At 72.1% G+C, this 21,845-nt stretch carries 19 protein-coding genes and 1 pseudogene; 19 read left to right on the top strand and 1 reads right to left on the bottom strand.

Annotated features, from left to right (window positions below; all coding sequences use genetic code 11):
• Positions 1–95: 95 nt before the first annotated feature.
• The 13 genes and pseudogenes from folP to ACFQBR_RS13945 all read left to right on the top strand — a co-directional run bounded on the left by folP (position 96) and on the right by ACFQBR_RS13945 (position 12,386).
• Entirely contained in the window at positions 96–1,001 is a 906-nt protein-coding gene (gene folP / locus ACFQBR_RS14005) for a dihydropteroate synthase (RefSeq protein ID WP_267946861.1), read from the top strand.
• Positions 998–1,438 carry a nuclear transport factor 2 family protein gene (locus ACFQBR_RS14000; RefSeq protein WP_267946860.1) on the top strand — a complete coding sequence of 147 codons (441 nt, stop codon included), beginning with the start codon at positions 998–1,000 and terminating at the stop codon, positions 1,436–1,438. The genes folP and ACFQBR_RS14000 overlap by 4 nt, the downstream gene beginning before the upstream one ends.
• A pseudogene (gene folB / locus ACFQBR_RS13995) lies at positions 1,435–1,800 on the top strand (dihydroneopterin aldolase); the annotation flags it as partial. The gene ACFQBR_RS14000 and the pseudogene folB, both read left to right, overlap by 4 nt.
• Before the next feature lie 68 nt (positions 1,801–1,868).
• A complete protein-coding gene (gene folK, locus ACFQBR_RS13990) occupies positions 1,869–2,405 on the top strand; it encodes a 2-amino-4-hydroxy-6-hydroxymethyldihydropteridine diphosphokinase (RefSeq protein WP_344177080.1) in 537 nt (178 codons plus the stop codon).
• Positions 2,405–2,893 carry a DUF3180 domain-containing protein gene (locus ACFQBR_RS13985; RefSeq protein WP_344177082.1) on the top strand — a complete coding sequence of 163 codons (489 nt, stop codon included), beginning with the start codon at positions 2,405–2,407 and terminating at the stop codon, positions 2,891–2,893. The genes folK and ACFQBR_RS13985 overlap by 1 nt, the downstream gene beginning before the upstream one ends.
• 345 nt (positions 2,894–3,238) lie before the next feature.
• The gene (locus tag ACFQBR_RS13980) at positions 3,239–3,685 is read left to right on the top strand and encodes a PH domain-containing protein (RefSeq protein WP_344177227.1); all 447 of its coding nucleotides are present in this window, start codon (positions 3,239–3,241) and stop codon (positions 3,683–3,685) included.
• A 576-nt stretch (positions 3,686–4,261) separates the two neighbouring features.
• Positions 4,262–5,656 (top strand): PH domain-containing protein, encoded by a 1,395-nt coding sequence (locus ACFQBR_RS13975; protein WP_344177085.1) that lies wholly within the window; start codon positions 4,262–4,264, stop codon positions 5,654–5,656.
• Positions 5,657–5,899: 243 nt separating this feature from the next.
• Entirely contained in the window at positions 5,900–6,139 is a 240-nt protein-coding gene (locus tag ACFQBR_RS13970) for a chaplin family protein (RefSeq protein WP_267946854.1), read from the top strand.
• A gap of 501 nt (positions 6,140–6,640) precedes the next feature.
• A complete protein-coding gene (locus ACFQBR_RS13965; RefSeq protein ID WP_267946853.1) occupies positions 6,641–6,883 on the top strand; it encodes a hypothetical protein in 243 nt (80 codons plus the stop codon).
• Positions 6,884–7,059: 176 nt separating this feature from the next.
• Positions 7,060–7,944, top strand: a complete 885-nt coding sequence (locus tag ACFQBR_RS13960) for a Rossmann-like and DUF2520 domain-containing protein (RefSeq protein WP_344177088.1) — start codon at positions 7,060–7,062, stop codon at positions 7,942–7,944.
• Positions 7,945–8,024: 80 nt separating this feature from the next.
• A complete protein-coding gene (gene panC / locus ACFQBR_RS13955) occupies positions 8,025–8,903 on the top strand; it encodes a pantoate--beta-alanine ligase (protein ID WP_344177090.1) in 879 nt (292 codons plus the stop codon).
• 43 nt (positions 8,904–8,946) lie between these two features.
• Positions 8,947–11,538, top strand: a complete 2,592-nt coding sequence (locus ACFQBR_RS13950) for an L-aspartate oxidase (protein WP_344177092.1) — start codon at positions 8,947–8,949, stop codon at positions 11,536–11,538.
• Between the two features lie 65 nt (positions 11,539–11,603).
• Complete coding sequence (locus tag ACFQBR_RS13945; RefSeq protein ID WP_344177229.1) at positions 11,604–12,386, top strand: type III pantothenate kinase; 783 nt, start codon at positions 11,604–11,606, stop codon at positions 12,384–12,386.
• 78 nt (positions 12,387–12,464) lie between these two features.
• Here the strand turns inward: ACFQBR_RS13945 and ACFQBR_RS13940 are convergent, their stop codons facing one another.
• A complete protein-coding gene (locus tag ACFQBR_RS13940; protein ID WP_344177094.1) occupies positions 12,465–13,421 on the bottom strand; it encodes a cation diffusion facilitator family transporter in 957 nt (318 codons plus the stop codon).
• 179 nt (positions 13,422–13,600) lie between these two features.
• Here ACFQBR_RS13940 and lysX point away from each other — a divergent pair, with 179 nt between their 5' ends.
• From lysX to ACFQBR_RS13910, 6 genes are all read left to right on the top strand, one after another.
• Complete coding sequence (gene lysX, locus ACFQBR_RS13935) at positions 13,601–15,103, top strand: bifunctional lysylphosphatidylglycerol synthetase/lysine--tRNA ligase LysX (protein ID WP_267946848.1); 1,503 nt, start codon at positions 13,601–13,603, stop codon at positions 15,101–15,103.
• 768 nt (positions 15,104–15,871) lie between these two features.
• On the top strand, positions 15,872–16,195 hold the full coding sequence (locus ACFQBR_RS13930; protein WP_330158420.1) for a LuxR C-terminal-related transcriptional regulator: 324 nt from the start codon (positions 15,872–15,874) through the stop codon (positions 16,193–16,195).
• A 392-nt stretch (positions 16,196–16,587) separates the two neighbouring features.
• Positions 16,588–17,190, top strand: a complete 603-nt coding sequence (locus tag ACFQBR_RS13925; protein ID WP_344177097.1) for an amino-acid N-acetyltransferase — start codon at positions 16,588–16,590, stop codon at positions 17,188–17,190.
• 441 nt (positions 17,191–17,631) lie between these two features.
• Complete coding sequence (locus tag ACFQBR_RS13920) at positions 17,632–17,913, top strand: hypothetical protein (protein ID WP_267946845.1); 282 nt, start codon at positions 17,632–17,634, stop codon at positions 17,911–17,913.
• 215 nt (positions 17,914–18,128) lie between these two features.
• A complete protein-coding gene (locus ACFQBR_RS13915; protein WP_267946844.1) occupies positions 18,129–18,467 on the top strand; it encodes a histone-like nucleoid-structuring protein Lsr2 in 339 nt (112 codons plus the stop codon).
• A gap of 863 nt (positions 18,468–19,330) precedes the next feature.
• Complete coding sequence (locus ACFQBR_RS13910) at positions 19,331–21,841, top strand: ATP-dependent Clp protease ATP-binding subunit (RefSeq protein WP_267946843.1); 2,511 nt, start codon at positions 19,331–19,333, stop codon at positions 21,839–21,841.
• The last annotated feature ends 4 nt before the right edge of the window (positions 21,842–21,845 follow it).

Below are 21,845 nucleotides of genomic sequence, written 5' to 3'. Positions count from 1 at the left end.
GGGGGCGGAGCCCCCGGAAGTGACGTCGCGGACACCCGGCCGGGGGCCGGGGGCACGAGCCCCCGGCCCCCGGCCGTACGCGTAGGGTGATCCTTATGGGGCCGAAACACACACTTCCGGGCCTGCCCGACCGCGGGCGGTGCCTGGTCATGGGGGTCGTGAACGTCACCCCCGACTCCTTCTCCGACGGCGGCGCGTGGTTCGATCCCGACAGGGCGATCGAGCACGGCCTGCACCTGGTCGAGGAGGGTGCGGACATCATCGACGTGGGCGGTGAGTCCACCCGCCCCGGAGCGCAGCGCGTCTCCGCGCAGGAGGAGCTGCGAAGGGTCGAGCCCGTCGTGCGCGAACTCGCCTCGCGCGGTGTCGCCGTCAGCGTGGACACCATGCGCGCGGAGGTCGCGGAGCGGTCCGTCGAGGCCGGCGCGGTGCTCGTCAACGACGTCAGCGGGGGCCTCGCCGATCCGGCGATGGCACGCCTTGTCGCCTCTTCCGGCGTTGCCTACGTGTTGATGCACTGGCGTGGGCATAGTCATGACATGCAGAGCCGTGCCGTGTACACGGATGTCGTCCAGGAGGTCCTCGATGAGCTCCGCGACCGTATGGAGGCCATGATCAGTGCAGGTGTCGATCCGGGTCAGATCGTTCTGGACCCGGGACTGGGATTCTCCAAACGCCCCGAGCAGGCGCACAACTGGGCGCTTCTCCACGACCTCGAACGCTTCCACGAACTGGGGCGGCCGGTGCTGGTGGCCGGTTCGCGCAAACGCTTCCTGAGCCGGCTCCTCGGCGACGCCAAGGGCGAGGACCGCCCGTTCGCCGAGTGCGACGCCGCCACGGCCGCCGTCACCACGCTGTCCGCCGACCGCGGGGCATGGGCCGTGCGGGTGCACGACGTGCGTCCCAACGCCGACGCCGTGCGCGTCGCCGCCGCCTGGGCCGACGGCGGCGCCGGCCTGGACGAGGGGCGCTCCGAGCCGCTGGACCGGGGCGGCCGGTGAAGTCGCGCCAGGAGGTCATGGAGCGCGTGGCCGAGGCCAACGCGCAGTTCTACAGCGCCATCGAGAACGGCGACATCGACCTGATGCGCAGCGTCTGGGCCGAGGAGCACGAGGCGCCCGACCTGGTGTGCGTCAACCCGGGCTGGCCGCTGCTGCGCGGCCGGACCGAGATCATGAGGGCCTGGTCGCTGATCATGGCCAACGTGACGTACATCCAGTACGTGCTCACCGAGACCCACATCGGGGTCGGGGGCGACATCGCCATGGTGACGTGCGAGGAGAACGTGCTCACCGCCGAGGACGGCAGCCCCGGCTTCGTCGCCGGGGGCCAGGTGGTGACCACCAACCTGTTCGTGGACACGGAGCAGGGATGGAGGCTGTGGTCGCACCACGCCTCTCCCGTGCTGATGGAGGACGACGAGGAGGGCGAGGAGTGACGCGGGACCGCATCGCCCTCCGCGGCCTCCGCGCGCGCGGCCACCACGGGGTGTTCGGGTTCGAGCGCCGCGAGGGCCAGGACTTCGTGGTCGACGCCGTGCTCCACCTGGACACCGCGGCGGCGGCGGCCTCCGACGACGTCGGCGACACCGTCCACTACGGGCTGCTCGCCGACCGGCTGGTCGCGATCGTGACCGGTGAGCCGGTCAACCTGATCGAGACGCTCGCCGAGCGCCTGGCGGACGCGTGCCTGGCCGAGCCCCTGGTCGACCGGGCCGAGGTGACGGTGCACAAGCCGTCCGCGCCCATCGACCACGAGTTCGCGGACGTCGCGGTCACCGTCGTCAGGGACCGGACGGGTCCCGGGGGCCAGGGGGAGCCCGGCGCCGCGGAGCCCGCCCGTGTCCCGGACGGACGGGGGTCGCGGACGTGACCCGGGCGGTGCTCTCCCTGGGGTCCAACCTCGGGGACCGGATGGCGACCCTCCAGGGCGCGGTGGACACCCTGCTGGGCGGGCCGGGCGCGCCCGCCCCGGTGGCGGTCTCCCCGGTCTACGAGACCGCCCCGGTGGGCGGCCCCGACCAGGGGGCGTTCCTCAACGCGGTCCTCGTCGTGGACACGGCCGGCACGCCCGGGGAGCTGCTGGCCCGCGCGCAGGACGCCGAGCGGGCCTTCGGCCGGGTCCGCGAGGTCCGGTGGGGTCCGCGCACCCTGGACGTGGACGTCGTCTCGTACGGCGACGTGCGCGACGACGACCCGGACCTGACCCTGCCGCACCCGCGGGCGCACCTGAGGGTGTTCGTCCTCCAGCCGTGGCTGGACGCCGACCCCCTCGCCGAACTGCCGGGCCGCGGCCCGGTCGCGGACCTCCTGGCCGGCCTCGTGGCCGAGGACACCGGCGGCGCGCAGGAACTCCGCGTGCGCGAGGACCTGGGACTGCGGCTGCCGGGCGGGGAGGGCCGCTGATGGCCGAGGACGACGAGGGACGGCTGCGGCCCACGGGCTGGCGGGTGCCGGCGCTGCTGGTGGTGGCCGGGGCCCTCCTGGGGGTCCTGCTGACCAACGCGCTGCCCGCCCTGCCCCTCCTACCGTGGTCGGCGATCCCGACCCTGCTGCTGCTCGCCCTGGCGGAGGGGTTCACGGCGGGGCGGACCCGCAGGCGCATCCGCCACGAGCCCGGCACCGAGCCGATCCAGCCGCTCAGCGCGGCCCGCCTGGTCGCCCTGGCCAAGGCGAGCGCGCTGTTCGCGTCGCTGGCGCTGGGCTTCTTCGCGGGCATGGCGCTCACGGTGTCGGACATGCTGGTGCTGCCCACGCAGCGGGAGGTGTTCCTGACGGCGCTGTTCACGGCGCTGTCCGCCGGGCTCCTGCTGGCCGCGGCCCTCTACCTGGAGTACTGCTGCCGGGTCCCCGAGGACGACGACAGGGGCGACGAGCCCCCGGCCGCCCGGTAGGCCGTGTCCCGCGGGCTCCGGGGCCGCCGGGAGCGTCCACGGAACACGCCCCGGGCGCACCGCCCGCGGAAGCCGGCGACGCCCTCCCCGCCCGACGCGGGCGGGGAGGGCCTCCGGCGCCGGCGGGCCCGCCGGCCGCTTCCGGGGCGCCCGCGCCGCAGTCCGGCCCGGGGCCGCGCCGAGCCGCTCCGGCGGGGGGTTGCCCGCTGATGGTTGACTGGCTCCGTGGAGACCAGTGATCCGACACCGCAGCCGACGCCGCCGCCGACCCCGACCGGGGAGCCCCGGCCCGCCCGGCCGCTCGACGCGGCGTTCGCCCCGCCCGGGAACACCTCCTGGAACCGCGTGTCGCCCGCCCTCGCGTGGTACCGCAGGCTCGTGGTGGGCGCGGTGTGCCTGATCGCCGGCGTCGGGGGCGCCGTGACGCTCTTCGTCTGGGCCTCCTGGCCGTGGGCCGCGGGCTGGACGGCGGCGGCCCTGGCGGCCTTCGCCGCGGGCTGGCTCCTGGCCGGGCAGTTCCGCGGGTCGTGGGGGTACGCGGAGGCCGCGGAGGAGCTGTACCTGACCTACGGTGTGCTCGTCCGCCAGCTGGTGGTCGTCCCCTACGGCCGCATGCAGGTCGTCGACGTCACCGCCGACCTGCTGGAACAGGCACTGGGGATCGCGACCGTGCGGGTGCGCACCGCGGCGAGCACCGCCGACATCCGCGTGGTCGGACTCCCCCTGGCCGAAGCCGTCCAGTTGCGCGACCGGCTCGCGGCGCGCAGCGAGAGTTTCTCGACGGGGTTGTAAGTGCACGGATCAGCTCAGCCGTCCCAGGAGCCCCAGCGTCCACCGGGAGGACAGCCCTCGGGGGAGGGCGCCGCGCGTGAGGACCCGCCGGGGCCGCAGGACACGGCCGGACCGGGGTGGGTCCCGCCCGGCGGGGGCCCGCGCCCGGAGGCGGCGGGGGCGGAGCCCGGACCTGTGGGTCCGACCGGCGCCCAGGAGCCCTCCGGTCCCCAGGAGGCGCCCGGCACCCCGCGGTCGGCACCGGAGGGGACCGCCGGGCGTGTGCCGCCCGGGCCCCCGCCCGCCGCGCACGCGGAGTCCGGCCGTCCGGGCGCCCCGGGGCGGCCGGGACCCGTTCCCCGGGACCCCCGGTCCGCGTACGGTCCGGGGATCCCGCCCGGACCGGCGCCGCAGTGGCCCGGCGGCCGACCGGCGCACCCGCCCGCCCCCGGAGCCGCTCCGGGTCCGTACGGTTCCCCGGGGCCCGGCGGGTACCCCGCTCCCGGCCCGCAGGGGCCGTACGGGGCGCCGTACGGCCACGGGGCCCGGCCCCCCGCCGGCTTCCCGCCGGCCGGCCCGTACCCGCAGGCGCCGACGATGCTGCCCCCCTCGGTGGCGTGGCGCCCGCAGCCGGTACCGCGGCGCGAACCCGACGAGGACGTCACCACGGGCGTGTTCCGTTCGCACTGGGCGGTCGTCCCGCTCCAGGTGGTCGCCGTCGCCCTGGTGTTCGTGGCGCTGGCCGGCCCGATCCTCACCATGTTCGGCTTCGGCTGGGTGGTGATGATGACGGTGGCCGTCGTGTTCGGCTCCCTCGCCTACGCCCTGCCCTCCTGGTGGTACGGCACCTTCGGCCTGCGCGAGGACCACCTGGTGGTCCACAGCGGTCTCGTGATGCGCAGCTCACGGGAGATCCCGCTCAGCCGCCTCCAGGCGGTGGACGTGGTCCAGCCCCTGCTCATGCAGGTGTTCGGCATGGCCGAACTGCGCATCGAACTCGCCGGGGGCGACGGGAGCGCCATCCGGCTGCGCTGTCTGCGCAGGGGCCTGGCCGAACGGGTGCGCGCGGCGGTCCTCGCCCACGCGGCGGGGCTCCCGGGCCGTTCGCCCGAGGCGCCGGAGTGGCCGTTCTACCGGCTGCCGTTCCTCCTGCTGCTCGGCGCGCTGACCTTCCGGGTGCCGGTCCTGCTCTCGTTCGTGCTGCTGCTCATGCTGGCCACCGCCGGCGCGGTCTTCGCCGAACCGGGGGTGGCGGGCGCGCTCGTACCCCTCACCCTGGGGCTGCTCCGCTACTTCTGGGGGCCCCTGGCCCGCTACACGGACTACTACGCCTCCCTGTCCTCGGACGGGCTCCGGCTGCGCTACGGCATGTTCCAGCGCCGCATGCAGACGGTCCCGCCGGGCCGGGTCCAGGCGGTGCGCGTGGTCGAGCCGCTGCTCTGGCGCGCACTGGGGGTGGCCCGTGTGGAGGCCAACGTCGCGGGATACGCGGGAGCCCGCCAGGGCGACTCGGCCACCCTGCTCCCGGTGGCCCCGCGCCGGAGGGCCTACGCGCTGGTCGACGAGCTGTTCCCGGACAGCGGGGCGGCGCACGTGGCGATGGTGCCGAACCGGACCTGGGTGCCGGGGCTGGTCGGCGTCGACCGGCGCCTGTTCATCAGCACCCGGGGCCTGTTCTGCCAGGTGACGGAGATCGTTCCGGTGGAGCGCGTCCAGTCGCTGCGGCTGACGGCCGGCCCGCTGGCCCGGTTCACCGGCCTCGTGTCGGTGGACGTGGACACGCCCCCCGGCCCGGTCCGGGCGAGGGCGTCCGCCCGGGAAGCGGGGGAGGGCCGCCGGCTCGTGGACGCGCTCGCCGCGTACGGCCGCCGGGCACGGGTGCCGTCGGCGGGGACGGAGCGCTGGGCGACCCGTTCGACGCTGGAGCGGCGTCCGGGGCACGCCGTGGGGACCGGGGCCGCAGACGGGACCTATGACACCCCCGAAACCTGATGTGACGTGCAACACAATATGGGCCCAAGGTGCTTCCAGTTGTGGACCACATGTCGGACATGGTTGGTCACGAATGGTGATATCTCCAGCTCCGCGCCCCGGAAGACTTCCGAGTTTTGGTCACATGGAGTGGTTGAGTATGGCTAAATAGTGACTGAACACGGGGAGTGTTCAGTCTCATACACATAGTCAACGTTATCGACCGGTTGGCGCCCCCGCCGACCGGTCCGACGGGAGAAACACATGCTGAAGAAGGCTTTCGCCGCCAGTGCCATCGTTGCCGCCGCCGCCGGCGTCCTGTTCACCGGTGCTCCGGCCATGGCCAACAGCAACGTCTTCACCTCCGGCAACGGCAGCATCCTCGGCGGCAACCAGCTCGTCGCGGACCTGGACGTGCCGATCAACGTCTGCGGCAACGCGATCTCCGTCCTGGGCGTGGCCGGCGCCAGCTGCGTCGACTCCGGCGCCACGGTCAAGAACTAGTACCGCGGTCCCCGCAGTACACGCAGGACAGATCGATCCGGCCCGACCGGGCGGGGGTGTCCAGTCGGAGACGTCCCGACTGAACCGACCCGGCCGGGGTCCGCGAGCTTTCCGCGCGAGGCGCCATCCCGTGACGACGGGGTGGCGCCTTTCCCGTGTCCGGGGTCCGGCGCGGACGAGCCCCGCCACCCCCGAGGGGCGCCCGCCCCCGGCCCTCCGGTCCGACACGGTTGACCGCAACCCGTATTGGTGCGCGACTGGAACCCCGCGCGGCGGTGACGCAGCGCGCACACCCCCCTCGCCGGTCCGCGACCTTTGCCCCGATCGACCCCGAGACGTTCGACTACACAGGGTCGGCATCTCCGTCGATTTCGTGATCACTCCAGCTCAAGCCCGTTGAAGGGGCTTCTCCCCCAGTAACTTCATCACCAGCACTCCCGGGTGCCACGAACAACCGCGATCCGGTCGGCCCTCCCGGCCGGACAAAGAAGGAGTTCCATCGTGCTGAAGAAGACGTTCGCCACCGGTGCCGTGGCCATCGCCTCCGCCGCAATCCTTCTCTCCGCCTCGCCGGCGGCTGCGGACTCGGAGGCCTGGACCCAGAACTTCGATTCCGTGCTCAGCGGGAACACCACCCTCCACGAGCTGGAGAACGAGAGCGAGGGCTGCGGCATCTCCAACGCCGTCCTCGGCGGCAAGTCCGTGGGCTCCTGCTACAACACCGGCGTGATCATCCAGAACTGATCCGCGCCCCCACACGGGGGCGGGGAGCACGACGGGCGGGGACGGGCACGACGTGTCCGTCCCCACTCGCGTCCCCGGGGGCGGGGCGGCAGGTCACCGGCGGGGGAGGGCTATCGTGTGCACAGGCGTCACGGTGCGCGGGAACCGGACGCACCGCACCACGAGGGGGCACGCACATGGAGACGACGCAGGGGCGCCCCGCCCGACTGCGGGTCGGCGTCATCGGTCCCGGCCGCGTGGGCTCCGTCCTCGGCCAGGCCCTCGGCCGCGCCGGGCACGAGGTCGTCGCCGCCTCCGCGGTCTCCGACGCCTCCCGCGAGCGCGTCGCCGGGCGCCTGCCCACCGCGCGCGTCCTCGAACCGGCGCAGGTCGCCGAGGCCAGCGACCTCGTCCTGCTGACCGTCCCCGACGACGCCCTGCCCGACATCACCGAGGGACTCGCCTCCACCGGCACCGACCTGCGCGGAAAACTCCTGGTCCACGCCAGCGGGGCGCACGGCTACGGCGTCCTCGCCCCCGCCACCCTGGTCGGCGCGCTCCCGCTCGCCCTCCACCCGGCGATGACCTTCACCGGCCGCGACGAGGACGTCGACCGCCTCGCCAACTGCGCGTTCGGCGTCACGGCGCCCGAGCAGCTGCGGCCCATCGCCGAGGCCCTCGTCGTCGAGATGGGCGCCGAGCCCGTGTGGATCGAGGAGGAGAGGCGCACCCTCTACCACGCGGCCCTCGCCGGAGGCGCGAACCACCTCGTCACCCTCGTCGCGGACAGCGCCGCCCTGCTCTCGGCCGCCGGCGTCCCCGAGCCGGGCCGCATGCTCGCCCCCATGCTCAGCGCGGCCCTCGACAACGCCCTCCGCCTGGGCATCCACGGCCTCAGCGGGCCCGTCCTGCGCGGCGACGCCGGGACCGTCGCCGGACACATCGAGCAGTTGCGCGAGAACGCCCCCGAGAGCGTCGCCAGCTACGTCGAGCTGGCCCGGCTCACGGCCGACCGCGCCATCAACGCCGGGATGCTCAAGCCGGAGGACGCCGTGCGCCTGCTCGACGTCCTCCGCCGCTGACGCCCTCCCCACGTCGCGCCCGGTGCGCGCCCGGCCGCCGCGCCGTGCGCGCCGCAGAACTCCACCACGGGAAACCACCGATGACCGAACCCACACCGCAGACCGCGACCGCCGGCGGCCCCCTCGTGGCGCGCACGCCCGAAGAGCTGCGCCGGGCCCTCTCCGGCCCCGGGCACGTCGCCCTCGTCCCCACCATGGGCGCCCTCCACGGCGGCCACCGCTCCCTCATGCGCCTGGCCCGCGAGCGGGCGGACACGGTGGTCGTCAGCGTCTTCGTCAACCCGCTCCAGTTCGGCCCCGGCGAGGACTTCGACCGCTACCCGCGCGACCTGGCGGCCGACACCGCACTCTGCGCGGAGGAGGGGGTGGACGTCGTCTTCGCCCCGTCCGTCGCCACCATGTACCCGGCCCCGCAGATGGTCACGGTCGACGCCGGGCCGATGGGGGAGCGGCTGGAGGGCGCCTCCCGCCCCGGGCACTTCACCGGGGTCCTCACCGTCGTCGCCAAGCTCCTCAACCTGGTCCGGCCCGACACCGCCGTCTTCGGGGAGAAGGACGCCCAGCAGATCGCGCTCGTCAGGCGCATGGTCGCCGACCTCGACGTGCCCGTGGAGATCGTCGGGGCCCCCATCCTCCGCGACCCCGACGGGCTCGCCTCCTCCAGCCGCAACGTCTACCTGTCGGACGCCGAGCGGCGCAGCGCGCTGGCGCTGTCGCGCGCCCTCCGGGCGGGCCGTGAGGCCGCGGCCGGGGGGCCGGACGCCGTCCGCGCCGCCGCCCACGCCGTGCTGGACGGGGCGGCCGGGGCCGCTCCCCCCGTCGTCCTCGACTACCTGGCCCTGGTCGACGCCGCGACCTTCACCGAGGCCGCGCCCGGCCACCGGGGGGACGCGGTCCTCGCCGTCGCCGCCCGCGTGGGCTCCACCCGGCTCATCGACAACGTGTCGATCCCCCTGTGACCGCCCCGGCCCCCGGGGCGGCGCCTCGCGAAAGAGACCCCAGATGAGTACACCCGCACAGACCAGGCTCGACGCACCCGGGCCCGGGTGGACGGTCGCGGCGGACGTCGCGGTCGTCGGCTCCGGCATCGCGGGCCTGAGCACCGCGCTGCGCTACGTCCAGAGGAGCGGGAGCGGACGGGTCGTGCTGGTCACCAAGGACCGGCTGTCCACAGGGTCCACCGCCTACGCCCAGGGCGGGATCGCCGCGGCCGTCGCGCCCGGCGACGACCCCGTCGCCCACATGGTCGACACCCACCTGGCGGGGGGCGGGCTGTCCGACCCCCACGCCGTCAACGTCCTGGCCACCGAGGGACCCGGCGCACTGCGCTGGCTCATCGGACTGGGCGCCGAGTTCGACCGCTCCGAGGACGGCGCCCTCGCCCTCACCCGGGAGGGCGGCCACCGCGCGGACCGCGTCGCGCACGCGGGCGGCGACGCGACCGGCGCCGAGATCCAGCGCGCGCTCGTCGCCGCCGTCCTCGCGGAGGAGCGGATCGAGGTCGTCGAGCACGCCCTCGCGCTCGACACCCTCCACGACCCCGCCACCGGGGCCGTCACCGGGGTGACCCTGCACGTGATGGGGGAGGGGGCCCGCGACGGCGTCGGCGCGGTCGTCGCACCCGCCGTGGTCCTGGCCACCGGGGGCATCGGGCAGGTCTTCGCGGCCACCACCAACCCGCCCGTCTCCACCGGGGACGGCCTCGCCCTCGCCGCCAGGGCCGGGGCCAGGATGCGCGACCTGGAGTTCATCCAGTTCCACCCCACCGTGCTCTGGCTCGGCGCCGACGCACGCGGCCGGCAGCCCCTGGTCTCCGAGGCCCTGCGGGGAGAGGGCGCCTACCTGGTGGACGCCGACGGCGCACGCATCATGGAGGGCGTCCACGAGCTGGCCGACCTCGCCCCGCGCGACGTGGTCGCCCGCACCATCGCCCGCACCATGGCCGAGCAGGGCGTTGACCACGTGTACCTGGAGACCCGCCACTTCGGCGCGGCCACCTGGGAGAAGCGCTTCCCCACCATCCTTGCCTCCTGCCGCGCCAACGGCGTCGACCCCCTCACGGAGCCCGTCCCCGTCGCCCCCGCCGCCCACTACGCGTCCGGCGGCGCCGAGGTCGACATCGACGGCCGCACCAGCGTCCCCGGGCTCTGGGCGGTCGGCGAGGTCGCCCGCACCGGCGTCCACGGCGCCAACCGGCTCGCGTCCAACTCCCTGCTGGAGGGGCTGGTCTACGCCGACCGGATCGCCGCGCGCCTGGCCGAGGGCCCCCGGCCCGTCCCCGGGACGGGCGCCACCGCCGGCTCCGTGACCCCGCTCGCCGACCCCGCCGCCGCCACCCGGGTCCGCACCCTCATGTCGCGGCACGCCGGGGTGCTCCGCACGGGCGAGGGCCTCGCCGAGCTGGTGGCCGAACTCGACGCCCTCGCCCGGCCGACCGCGCCCGTCACCCCCGGCGTCGCCGCGTGGGAGGCCGCCAACCTGCTCACCACGGCCCGCCTCGTGGCCGCAGCCGCCCTGTACAGAACCGAGAGCAGAGGCTCTCACCAGCGTGCCGACTTCCCCGAGCCCAGACCCGGGCTCAGGATCCGGCCCGTCGTCGTCCGACTGGAAGGGGACACCGCCGTGACCACCGCCGAGGACTGGCAGCCGTCCCTGCCGTCCGCCCTCGTGGCCGAACTCGACGCCGTCTCCTTCCCCCTCGCCGGGGCCGACCGGAGCCCGGAGGCCCGGGCCGAGTTCTCCCTCTCCTGCACCGCCCCCCACCTGTCCCACGTGGAACTGGTCCGCCGCGCCCTCGCCGAGGACCTCACCGCGGGCCCCGGCATCGACGTCACCAGCGTCGCGACCATCCCCGCCGACCAGGTGCGCACCGCCCAGGTGGTGGCCCGGGCCGACGGCACCGTCAGCGGCCTCCCGCTCGCCGAGCTCGTGTTCTGGCTGGTCGCCGACGGCGCCCTGGAGGTCACGCGCACCGCACGGGACGGCGACGCGGTCAAGCGCGGAGACGTCCTGATGACCGTCACCGCGCGTACGCGCGACCTGCTCACCGCGGAGCGGACCGCGCTCAACCTCCTCACCCACATGTCCGGGATCGCGACGGCCACGCGCGCGTGGGTGGACGCCGTGGCCGGCACGCGGGCCCGCGTTCGGGACAGCCGCAAGACCCGCCCCGGGATGCGCGCCCTGGAGAAGTACGCGGTGCGCTGCGGAGGGGGCGTGAACCACCGGTACGGCCTCAGCGACGCGGGCCTGGTCAAGGACAACCACGTGGTCGCCGCCGGGGGCGTCGGCGAGGCGGTGCGCGCCGTCCGCGAGCGCTTCCCCGACCTCCCCCTGGAGGTCGAGGTCGACAGGCTCGACCAGATCGAGGACGCCATCGCCGCCGGGGCGGAGGAGATCCTCCTCGACAACTTCACCGTCGACGGGCTCCGGGCGGCGGTCGCCCAGGTCGGGGGGCGTGCGCGGCTGGAGTCCTCCGGCGGACTGACCCTCGACGTCGCGGGGGACGTGGCCCGCACCGGGGTCGACTACCTCGCCGTCGGCGCGCTCACCCACTCCAGTCCCGCGCTCGATATCGCCCTCGACCTGTTGTGAGGGCGCCCGAGTGGTGGAAGATTCCTTGAGAACACACCACTTCGACCATGGATGAGGCCCTCAGAATGCTGCTCGCGATCGACGTCGGCAACTCCGAGACGGTCTTCGGTCTCTTTGAATCCGACGAGCTTCTCGAACACTGGAGAGTGGGGACCGACACCCGGCGCACCGCCGACGAGTGGTCGGTGGTGCTGCGCGGGCTCCTCGACGCGAGCACCCTCGGCGGCCCGGAGGACATCAACGGGATCGCCCTGTGCTGCTCGGTGCCGTCGGTCCAGCACGAGATGCGCGACATGTTCCGCCGCCACTTCGGCGACGTCCCCGCCGTCATCGTCGAACCCGGGGTCAAGACCGGGGTGCCGATCCGGATGGACAACCCCAAGGAGGTGGGGAGCGACCGGATCATCAACGCCCTCGCCGCCAACCACCTCTACGGCGGTCCGGCCGTGGTCGTGGACTTCGGGACCGCGACGACCTTCGACGCGGTGAGCGTCAAGGGCGAGTACGTGGGCGGCGCGATCGCCCCCGGCATCGACATCTCCGTGGACGCCCTGTCCCGGCGCGGCGCCCAGCTGCACATGGTGGAGATCGTCAAGCCGCGTTCGGCCATCGCCAAGAACACCACGGAGGCGCTGCGCTCGGGCATCGTGTTCGGGTTCGCGGGCCAGGTGGACGGGATCGTCGACCGGATGGTCGCCGAGCTCACCGACTCCCCGGACGACGTGACCGTCGTGGCCACCGGAGGGCTCGCGTCCACGGTCATCGGCGAGTGCGAGACCGTGGACCTGCACGAGCCGTGGCTCACCCTGATCGGGCTGCGCCTGGTCTTCGAGCGCAACACGGGCTGAGCCCGGGCGCGGGGCGGGGGCGCACGCCCCCGCCCCGGACCGGGGCCGGTGCGGCGCGGGGGCCGCACCGGCCCCGGCTCACGCGGAGGTCCCGGCCCCGGGCGAGGCGGGGGACCCCGGCGCAGTGCGGAACAGGTCGGGCTCGATGTAGATCAGCGTGGCGATGGGCACGGACGCGCGGATGCGCTCCTCCGCCTCGTTGATCGCCCTGGTCACCCGGCCGGCGTCGTCCTCGGCGTCCACCGCGACCTTGGCGGCCACCAGGAGCTCCTCGGGGCCCACGTGCAGGGTGCGCATGTGGATGAGGCGGTCGACGTCCTCGACCGACTCGATGGCATTCCTGATCGCCAGGACGTTCTCGCGCGTGGCGGACTCGCCGACCAGCAGGCTCTTCACCTCGGCGGCCAGCACGACGGCGATGACCACGAGGAGGATGCCGATGGCGGCGGTGCCCAGGCCGTCCCACAGGCCGTTGCCGGTGATCAGGGTCAGGCTGACGCCGAGCAGCGCGAACACCAGGCCGAGCAGGGCGCCGGCGTCCTCCAGCAGGATCACGGGCAGCTCGGGGGCCTTCGCCCGGCGGACGAACTCGACCCAGCTCGCCTTGCCGCGCACGGCGTTGGACTCCTTGACGGCCGTCCTCATCGCCATCGACTCCAGCCCGATCGCGACCACCAGGACCGCGACGGGCACCCACTGCCACTCGGTGATGGGCTCGGGGTGGGAGATCTTGTGCCACGCCTCGTAGAGCGCGAACAGGCCGCCCACGCTGAACAGCACGATCGCGACCACGAACGCGTAGATGTAGCGTTCGCGCCCGTAGCCGAAGGGGTGCTCCTCGGTGGCGCCCCGCCTGGCGCGCTTGCCCCCGATGAGCAGCAGCGCCTGGTTGCTGGAGTCGGCGACCGAGTGGATGGACTCGGCCAGCATGGAGGACGAGCCCGTCAGTACATAGGCCACGAACTTCGTGACGGCGATCCCCAGATTCGCAACCAGTGCCGTGACGACGGCCTTCGTGCTTCCCTCAACGCTCATTGTCCGACTCTCGGTAGATCCTGCTCCGGTGGTGGGGGTGCGGGTCAAGGCAGCGCAATACTAGTGATCCGGGCACGCCCGTCCCACCTCCCGGATCCGCGTGGCACGGTCCCGGGGCCCCCGGCCGGGCGGGGTCCGGGCGGTCGGCCGGGGCGCGGACCGCCGGTAGGATCGTGCGCGTGACTGACACGCACGACGACACCTACGACGACCTGCCCGAACAGATGCGGGTCCGGCGCCAGAAGCTGGACCGTCTCCGGGAGGAGGGGATCGATCCCTTCCCCGTGACCTTCCCGCGCTCCACGTCGATCGGTGCCGTGCGCGACAAACACCAGGGGCTGGAGCCGGACACCCGCACGGGCGTCGGCGTCTCCATCGCCGGTCGCGTGATGCTCTACCGCACCGGCGGCAAGCTCTGCTTCGCGACGCTGCGCGACGAGACCGGCGACGTCCAGATCATGCTGTCCCTGGACCAGGTCGGCCAGGAGCGGCTGGACGCCTGGAAGGCCGACGTCGACCTGGGCGACCACGTCGGCGTGGAGGGCGAGGTCATCACCTCCCGCCGCGGCGAGCTGTCCGTCCTCGTGAACTCCTGGACGCTGACGGCCAAGTGCCTGCGCCCGCTCCCGGAGAAGCACAAGGGCCTGACCGACCCCGAGGCACGTGTGCGGCAGCGGTACGTCGACCTCATCGTCAACCCCGACTCCCAGCTGATGGTGCGCCGCCGCTCGGCCGCCATCCGGGCGATCAGGGAGGGCCTGAGCCGGCGCGACTTCATCGAGGTCGAGACCCCGATGCTGATGCGCGTGCACGGCGGCGCCACCGCGCGGCCGTTCACCACGCACATCAACGCCTACGACATGGACCTGTACCTGCGCATCGCGCCCGAGCTGTCGCTCAAGCGGCTGGTCGTGGGCGGCCTGGAGAAGGTCTTCGAGGTCAACCGCAACTTCAGGAACGAGGGCGCGGACTCCACGCACAACCCCGAGTTCACGATGCTGGAGTTCTACCAGGCGTACGCCGACTACAACGTCATGGCGGACATCACCCGGGAGCTCGTCCAGGACGCGGCGCGCGCGGTGTTCGGCACGACCGTGGTCGAGCGTGACGGCGAGGCGTACGACCTCGGCGGCGAGTGGCCGCAGATCACCCTGTACGGGGCCGTCTCCGAGGCCCTCGGCGCGGAGGTCGACCCGCGTACCCCCGTCGAGGAGGTCCGCCGTCTGGCCGGGGCCAAGGGCGTCGAGTTCAGCTCCGACTGGGGTCAGGGCAAGCTCGTCGAGCACGTCTTCGAGGAACTGGTCGAGCACACGCTCCTCCAGCCGACGTTCGTGCGCGACTTCCCGGTCGAGACCAGCCCGCTCACGCGCCAGCACCGCGAGGACCCGCTGCTCACCGAGAAGTGGGACCTGATCGGGTTCGGCATGGAGCTGGGCACCGGCTACTCCGAGCTGGTCGACCCGGTCGAGCAGCGGGAGAGGCTCACCCGGCAGTCCCTGATGGCGGCCGAGGGGGACCCCGAGGCGATGCAGCTGGACGAGGACTTCCTGCGGGCGCTGGAGTACGGTATGCCGCCCACCGGAGGCGTGGGGGTCGGCATCGACCGCCTGCTCATGGCCTTCACCGGCAAGAACATCCGCGAGACCGTGCTCTTCCCGATCGTGAAGCCCTCGGGGGACTGACCGGGGGCGTCCGGCCCCGCGCCGCCGGGGCCCGGAGGGGCCGTGCGACGCGGGAGCGCCGGGACGCGCGCGTGTGCGGCGCGTCCGTGCGGGAATGGCCGATAAGGGTCGCGCCGAGTGGCCGAAATCGGGGACCGGGGTCGTCGCACCAGGGGTGCGCCGGCCCCTTCCGCATGTCCCGGTCCCGGCCCCGGAACAAGGGACATGACTCACCGACCGGACATAGAAGGCGAACCCGCGGTCAGACCGTGATGGCCGCGGGGATAGGCGAGAGTTTTTCCAGGGGCCGGAGTGCTATAAGCAGCCACTCTCCGGTAAAGATTGTTTACGCAGGTCAATGCCCTCGGGGATTTTTCTTTCCCCTTGCCTTGTCACAGAAGGATATTGCATAACTACGCATGGTGATTTATCGGGTCTTGACGGTATCATCTCTGCGGCCTAGCGTGCTGAGGGCGGGCCGAGGCCCGTGAGTTTGCCGAAGTGGATCGAGAACGACGGTGAGCGCGAAACGGGACCGCCGACGCGGTCCGAATTCGCGCGCGCATGCGCGCCCTCGGTGTGGTCTGTCCGTCCCAGACCCCAGCGAGCCGGCCAGTCTGCGACCCGTGCGCCCGGAACTCCCCCGACCCCTGTGCCAGAGGGGTCCGCCGGGGATTTCGAGGCCCGCGGAGTCTCCGTCCGCTCCGACGGGGCGACCCCCGGTCGGCGCACTCGCGTCCATCAGGTGACGAGTTGATGTTCCGCACTCACATGATGAGGGAGGACGGAGTGGAACAGGCCACACTCGTACGACGTACCGTTGAGGACCATGGCGCTCTCCAGCCGAGGGAGCACCGGGAGAGCGTGGTTCCCCTTCAGACCCGCCCGCGCGACACGGCTGTCAGCAGCCCGTACGCGCCGGTGGAACTGAGCCACGAGGAGCTCGAACTGCTCGCAGAGATCGCCACCGGCGTGACCACCGAGGTCGCGGCCCGGCACCTGGAGCTCAGCGCGAGGACCCTGCGCCGGCGTATCCGCAACATCTGCGACGTACTCGGCGTGAACACACCCATCGAAGCGGTCGTCTGGGCCGCGCGGCGGCAGCTCATCTGAGCCGAACCCCCGGCTGGAGCCGGAACCGCACACGGCAATGACCGACCCAGGGGGCGCACGCGCACCGCGAGGGCCGGGAGGAGACTCTCCGGCCGGCGGTGCCGCGGTGCCCCCGATCTCGTGTGTCCGGCCGGGCGCCGACCGCCCCCCCGCCCGCGCGGCCGTGCTCCGGGGGTGTTCTGGCGGGTGGGGATGGCCTCGGGTAGGAGTTCTTCCCCGCCCCCCGCCCGCGCGGCCGTACTCCGGTGGGGTGCTCTTGGTGTGGTCGCGGGCCTCGGGTAGGAGTTCTTCCCCGCCCCCCGCCCGCGCGGCCGTGCTCCGGGGGTGTTCTGGCGGGTGGGGATGGCCTCGGGTAGGAGTTCTTCCCCGCGTGGGCATAGTCTGGTCCGGCTATGCCCGTTCGCCATGTTCACGTGCGTCGCGCCAGGACGCGCGACGTCGCAGCCATCCGCCGCCTCGTCGACACCTACACCGTCGACCGGCGGGTGCTGTCCAAGAGCACCGTCAACCTCTACGAGGACGTCCAGGAGTTCTGGGTCGCCGAGGCGGAGGTGGTTCCGGACATGTCGCCCGCCGGGTCGGAATCCTCCCCCGGTGCGGTCCCAGAGGCGGAGGTCGAGCACCGCCTGGTGGGCTGTGGAGCCCTTCACGTGCTCTGGGAGGACCTGGCTGAGGTGCGGACCGTCGCGGTCGACCCCTCCCTGCGCGGTTTCGGCGTGGGACACCGAATCGTGACCGAACTTCTCGCCACGGCCCGTGAGTTGGGTGTGCAACGTGTGTTCTGTCTGACATTCGAGACCGGTTTCTTCTCCAAACACGGCTTTGCCCCGATCCAGGGGACCCCTGTCTCGTCCCGTGTGTACGAGGAACTCCTGCGTTCCTATGACGAGGGAGTTGCCGAATTCCTCGACTTGGAGCGGGTTAAGCCCAACACCCTCGGGAACACCCGGATGCTTGTGCGCCTCGACGACGCGGCCCGCCCGGCCCGCGCCTAAAGGATTTCCGGTGTGCTTGGTACGGAGTTCCCCTTACGCGGCCCCGCCCGTGCCGCTCCGGCGTCCGGACTCGGGGCGGCTTATGCACACCGGGGGGTATGGAGGTGGAACAGGGCAGGTAATGTGTACCTGCGTCCGGCCGGCCGTCCTCATGATCGAGTTCGGCGGGGCGGTGACGAAGGGTTGTGATTTGACCCCGCAAGACCCCGTGTTCCGGCCGCACCCGCACGAGGGCCCCGAACCCACGACCGGACATTGGCGCCCACGGGGTTTGCGGGAGGCCGCTCGGGTACGTCCGGTGTCAAACCGGGGGCAAACGATGTCTATGATGTCGGGTATGCGTTTGCCAGGTCGTCCGGCGCGCCATCCCCCCGGAGTGGCCCGACACTGAGTCGGGTATTTGCTGCAATAAGTAACAACCAGGAAGGGTGGAGCGCTTCGATGGGTGACTTTTTGTCGTCGGTGGTTCCCCCTGGACTGATCGACGTATTGTCGGCGCTCATCCCCCCTGTGGTTGTCGGTACCGTCTTCTGTGCCTTCGTCATCAAGCTGCTGCGCAAGGAGATGGCGCCGCGGCGGATGGACGGAAGCCTGGTCAGCAATGACGGGGCGGCCCAGGACGCGACCGACCACAAGGGCGCTGCCGAGGTCCGCGAGACCGGGGCGACGAACGAGACGCCGATTGTCCAGGGTGGGGAACGCGCCGAATCCGACGGTCGTTGATACGGTACTTGACCGGTTGCGTGAAGCCCGGGGGCCGGGCCTCGGTCCCACCGCGTGCGCGGGCCAACTCGCCGCACCCGCGCTGCTCCGGCGACCCCCGAAACCACGGTCGGTCCCAGACGATTTCTGGCACGCCGGGAATTGTCTTCCGCGTTCGCGCGGGATAGCTTTATATTCAGGTGTGCAGACACCGCTCTTCTGAAAGGTTTGATTCCATGGCACAGAAGGTCCAGGTTTTCCTGGTCGACGACCTCGACGGCGGCGAGGCCGAGGAGACGGTGACGTTCGGTCTGGACGGATCGACGTACGAAATCGACCTCAGTGCGGGTAATGCCGCCAAGCTTCGCGAGGCCCTTAACCCGTTCGTCGAAGCCTCCCGCAAGGCTCCGTCCAAGGCGAACCGCGCCACCGCCCGCCGGGGCAGCCGTAATGCGCCCAGCCGCGAGCGCAGCGCCGAGATTCGCGCGTGGGCGAAGGCTGCCGGCAAGCCCGTCAATGAGCGCGGCCGGATCCCCGCCGCCATCGTCGCCGAATATGAGGCCATCAAGGGCTAGGTCCCGCGACCGCCTTCGGTTCGCCGAAATGTTGTCAGGGCTTGATCGAATTTCGACCGGTGCCCACCAGGAGCACCCGACTCCCTCATCCGGCACCGCCTGACACCGGTGGACCCGCCACGCGGGGGATCCTGTGACACGGGGTCCCGCGCCATGGGGATGCAGGGGACAAGGGGATACGACGGGCACCGGATCCCCGGCCGACGGCGCCGAGCCGGTGCCGCCGGATCCGGACCGCGGGCGCAGTGCGGCCCCGGGCCTTCCGGCCCCCGTCTCCGTGACGCGGCTCGGACGGGGGTCCCGCCGCTCGCCGCGGTGTGCGCGGACGCGCCGACGACCGGGGCGCCACAGCGCTCCCCGTTCTCGTGGAGGCTCTCGACTTCCGGCCCTGCGGCCGCACGGCCGCAGGGCCCGGGGCCGTTCCGCCGCGACCCGGCGGGGCCGTACCGCGGCCCACCGGGACCGAGGCGCATTTCCCGCTTTCGGGGCCGCCTGATCCGGCCCGAAGAACAACACGCGGTTCGGCTTGTTCGCTCAGAGCCGATTATCGGGCTTGTACACGTGCGGTCCGGGGACTCCCGTGATGGATGGGAGTGTCCGGGCCGTTCGCCTTCGGCGTACAGGGAAATCTGACGCCTCAATTGGTAGTTGGATGTTGGGTGAACGCCCTATCGTCGGGGAAAGTCTCTGGCACGGACGGCTGGGAGGCCGGCCATGCGGAGATGTTCGCCCGGTCGGCAGCCTGTCGACCGGCGGGTGCGACAGTGCTCCCCTGGGCGGTTATCCCTGTGGGGCCGATATGCGGAAGAGTTGGGTCGGCGAGACCGTCCCTGCCTGACCGCTCTGTAGAGGAGCGACGAGACATGTTCGAGAGGTTTACCGACCGCGCACGGCGAGTGGTGGTTCTGGCCCAGGAAGAGGCCAGGATGCTCAACCACAACTACATCGGTACGGAGCACATCCTGCTCGGCCTCATCCACGAGGGTGAGGGCGTCGCCGCCAAGGCTCTGGAGAGCCTCGGTATCAGCCTCGAAGCGGTTCGGCAGCAGGTTGAGGAGATCATCGGCCAGGGCCAGCAGGCGCCGTCGGGGCACATCCCCTTCACCCCGCGCGCCAAGAAGGTCCTTGAGCTGTCGCTGCGCGAGGCGCTCCAGCTCGGCCACAACTACATCGGTACCGAGCACATACTGCTGGGCCTGATCCGCGAGGGCGAGGGCGTCGCCGCCCAGGTCCTGGTCAAGCTCGGCGCGGACCTGAACCGGGTCCGCCAGCAGGTCATCCAGCTGCTGCACGGCTACCAGGGCAAGGAGCCGCAGGCCACCGCGGGCTCCTCGGAATCCACCCCCTCCACCTCCCTGGTGCTGGACCAGTTCGGCCGCAACCTGACCCAGGCCGCCCGGGAGAGCAAGCTCGACCCGGTCATCGGCCGGGACAAGGAGATCGAGCGCGTCATGCAGGTGCTCTCGAGGCGGACCAAGAACAACCCGGTCCTCATCGGTGAGCCCGGCGTCGGCAAGACCGCCGTGGTCGAGGGCCTGGCCCAGAAGATCGTCAAGGGTGAGATCCCCGAGACGCTCAAGGACAAGCAGCTGTACACGCTGGACCTGGGCGCGCTGGTCGCCGGAAGCCGCTACCGCGGTGACTTCGAGGAGCGCCTCAAGAAGGTGCTCAAGGAGATCCGGACCCGCGGCGACATCATCCTGTTCATCGACGAGCTGCACACGCTGGTCGGAGCGGGAGCGGCCGAGGGGGCCATAGACGCCGCCTCCATCCTCAAGCCCATGCTGGCCCGGGGCGAGCTCCAGACCATCGGCGCCACCACCCTGGACGAGTACCGCAAGTACCTGGAGAAGGACGCCGCCCTGGAGCGGCGCTTCCAGCCCATCCAGGTGGACGAGCCCACCATCAAGCACGCCATCGAGATCCTCAAGGGCCTGCGCGACCGGTACGAGGCGCACCACCGGGTCTCCATCACCGACAGCGCCCTGGTGGCGGCGGCCCAGCTGGCCGACCGCTACATCAGCGACCGGTTCCTGCCGGACAAGGCGATCGACCTCATCGACGAGGCCGGTTCGCGGATGCGCATCCGCCGGATGACCGCTCCGCCGGACCTGCGCGAGTTCGACGAGAAGATCGCGGGCGTGCGCCGGGACAAGGAGTCCGCGATCGACGCGCAGGACTTCGAGAAGGCCGCGTCCCTGCGCGACGACGAGAAGCAGCTCCTCAACAAGAAGGCGCAGCGGGAGAAGGAGTGGAAGGCCGGCGACATGGACGTCGTGGCCGAGGTCGACGAGGAGCTCATCGCCGAGGTCCTGGCCGCGTCCACCGGCATCCCGGTCTTCAAGCTCACCGAGGAGGAGAGCTCCCGGCTGCTGCGCATGGAGGACGAGCTGCACCGCCGGGTCATCGGCCAGGAGGACGCCATCAAGGCGCTCTCGCAGGCGATCCGCCGTACCCGCGCCGGTCTGAAGGACCCCAAGCGCCCGGGTGGCTCGTTCATCTTCGCCGGCCCGTCCGGTGTCGGTAAGACCGAGCTGTCCAAGACCCTGGCCGAGTTCCTGTTCGGGGACGAGGACGCGCTGATCCAGCTGGACATGTCCGAGTTCATGGAGAAGCACACGGTCTCCCGGCTGTTCGGCTCGCCTCCCGGCTACGTCGGCTACGAGGAGGGCGGCCAGCTCACCGAGAAGGTGCGCCGCAAGCCGTTCTCCGTGGTCCTGTTCGACGAGATCGAGAAGGCCCACAACGACATCTTCAACTCCCTGCTGCAGGTGTTGGAGGAGGGCCGTCTCACCGACGCCCAGGGTCGCAACGTCGACTTCAAGAACACGGTCATCATCATGACCACCAACCTGGGCACGCGGGACATCTCCAAGGGCCAGGCCATGGGCTTCGCCAAGGAGGACAACGCCCAGACCAACTACGAGCGGATGAAGGCGAAGGTCAGCGAGGAGCTCAAGACCAACTTCCGTCCCGAGTTCCTCAACCGCGTGGACGACATCATCGTCTTCCACCAGCTGACGGAGGCGGAGATCTTCCAGATCGTGGACCTCATGATCACGAGCCTGGACGGCCGCCTCAAGGAGCGGGACATGGGGATCGAGCTGCGCCCGAAGGCGAAGCAGATCCTGTCCGAGCGCGGCTTCGACCCCGTGCTGGGCGCCCGCCCGCTGCGCAGGACGATCCAGCGGGAGATCGAGGACCAGCTGTCCGAGAAGATCCTGTACGGCGACCTCAAGGCGGGTCAGATCGTCGTGATCGACGCCGAGGGCGAGGGCACGGACGCCAAGTTCACGTTCAAGGGCGTGCCGAAGCCGGCCGCGGTCCCGGACACCCCGGAGGTCGAGGAGTCGGCCGCGGGCAAGAGCGACTGACACG

The organism is Nocardiopsis tropica, assembly GCF_042660575.1.
GTDB classification, from domain to species: domain Bacteria; phylum Actinomycetota; class Actinomycetes; order Streptosporangiales; family Streptosporangiaceae; genus Nocardiopsis; species Nocardiopsis tropica.
The sequence above is the reverse complement of the archived record's forward strand: the minus strand, read 5'-3'. Positions and strand labels throughout refer to the sequence as shown.

Coding starts and splice junctions, on each gene's coding strand:
- ACFQBR_RS13940 (WP_344177094.1), bottom strand. CDS start 13,421: ATGAGCGTTGAGGGAAGCACGAAGGCCGTCGTCACGGCACTGGTTGCG.
- ACFQBR_RS13975 (WP_344177085.1), top strand. CDS start 4,262: ATGCTGCCCCCCTCGGTGGCGTGGCGCCCGCAGCCGGTACCGCGGCGC.
- ACFQBR_RS13985 (WP_344177082.1), top strand. CDS start 2,405: ATGGCCGAGGACGACGAGGGACGGCTGCGGCCCACGGGCTGGCGGGTG.
- folP (WP_267946861.1), top strand. CDS start 96: ATGGGGCCGAAACACACACTTCCGGGCCTGCCCGACCGCGGGCGGTGC.
- ACFQBR_RS13970 (WP_267946854.1), top strand. CDS start 5,900: ATGCTGAAGAAGGCTTTCGCCGCCAGTGCCATCGTTGCCGCCGCCGCC.
- ACFQBR_RS13960 (WP_344177088.1), top strand. CDS start 7,060: ATGGAGACGACGCAGGGGCGCCCCGCCCGACTGCGGGTCGGCGTCATC.
- ACFQBR_RS13925 (WP_344177097.1), top strand. CDS start 16,588: ATGCCCGTTCGCCATGTTCACGTGCGTCGCGCCAGGACGCGCGACGTC.
- panC (WP_344177090.1), top strand. CDS start 8,025: ATGACCGAACCCACACCGCAGACCGCGACCGCCGGCGGCCCCCTCGTG.
- ACFQBR_RS13945 (WP_344177229.1), top strand. CDS start 11,604: ATGCTGCTCGCGATCGACGTCGGCAACTCCGAGACGGTCTTCGGTCTC.
- ACFQBR_RS13910 (WP_267946843.1), top strand. CDS start 19,331: ATGTTCGAGAGGTTTACCGACCGCGCACGGCGAGTGGTGGTTCTGGCC.
- ACFQBR_RS13915 (WP_267946844.1), top strand. CDS start 18,129: ATGGCACAGAAGGTCCAGGTTTTCCTGGTCGACGACCTCGACGGCGGC.
- ACFQBR_RS13920 (WP_267946845.1), top strand. CDS start 17,632: ATGGGTGACTTTTTGTCGTCGGTGGTTCCCCCTGGACTGATCGACGTA.
- ACFQBR_RS13950 (WP_344177092.1), top strand. CDS start 8,947: ATGAGTACACCCGCACAGACCAGGCTCGACGCACCCGGGCCCGGGTGG.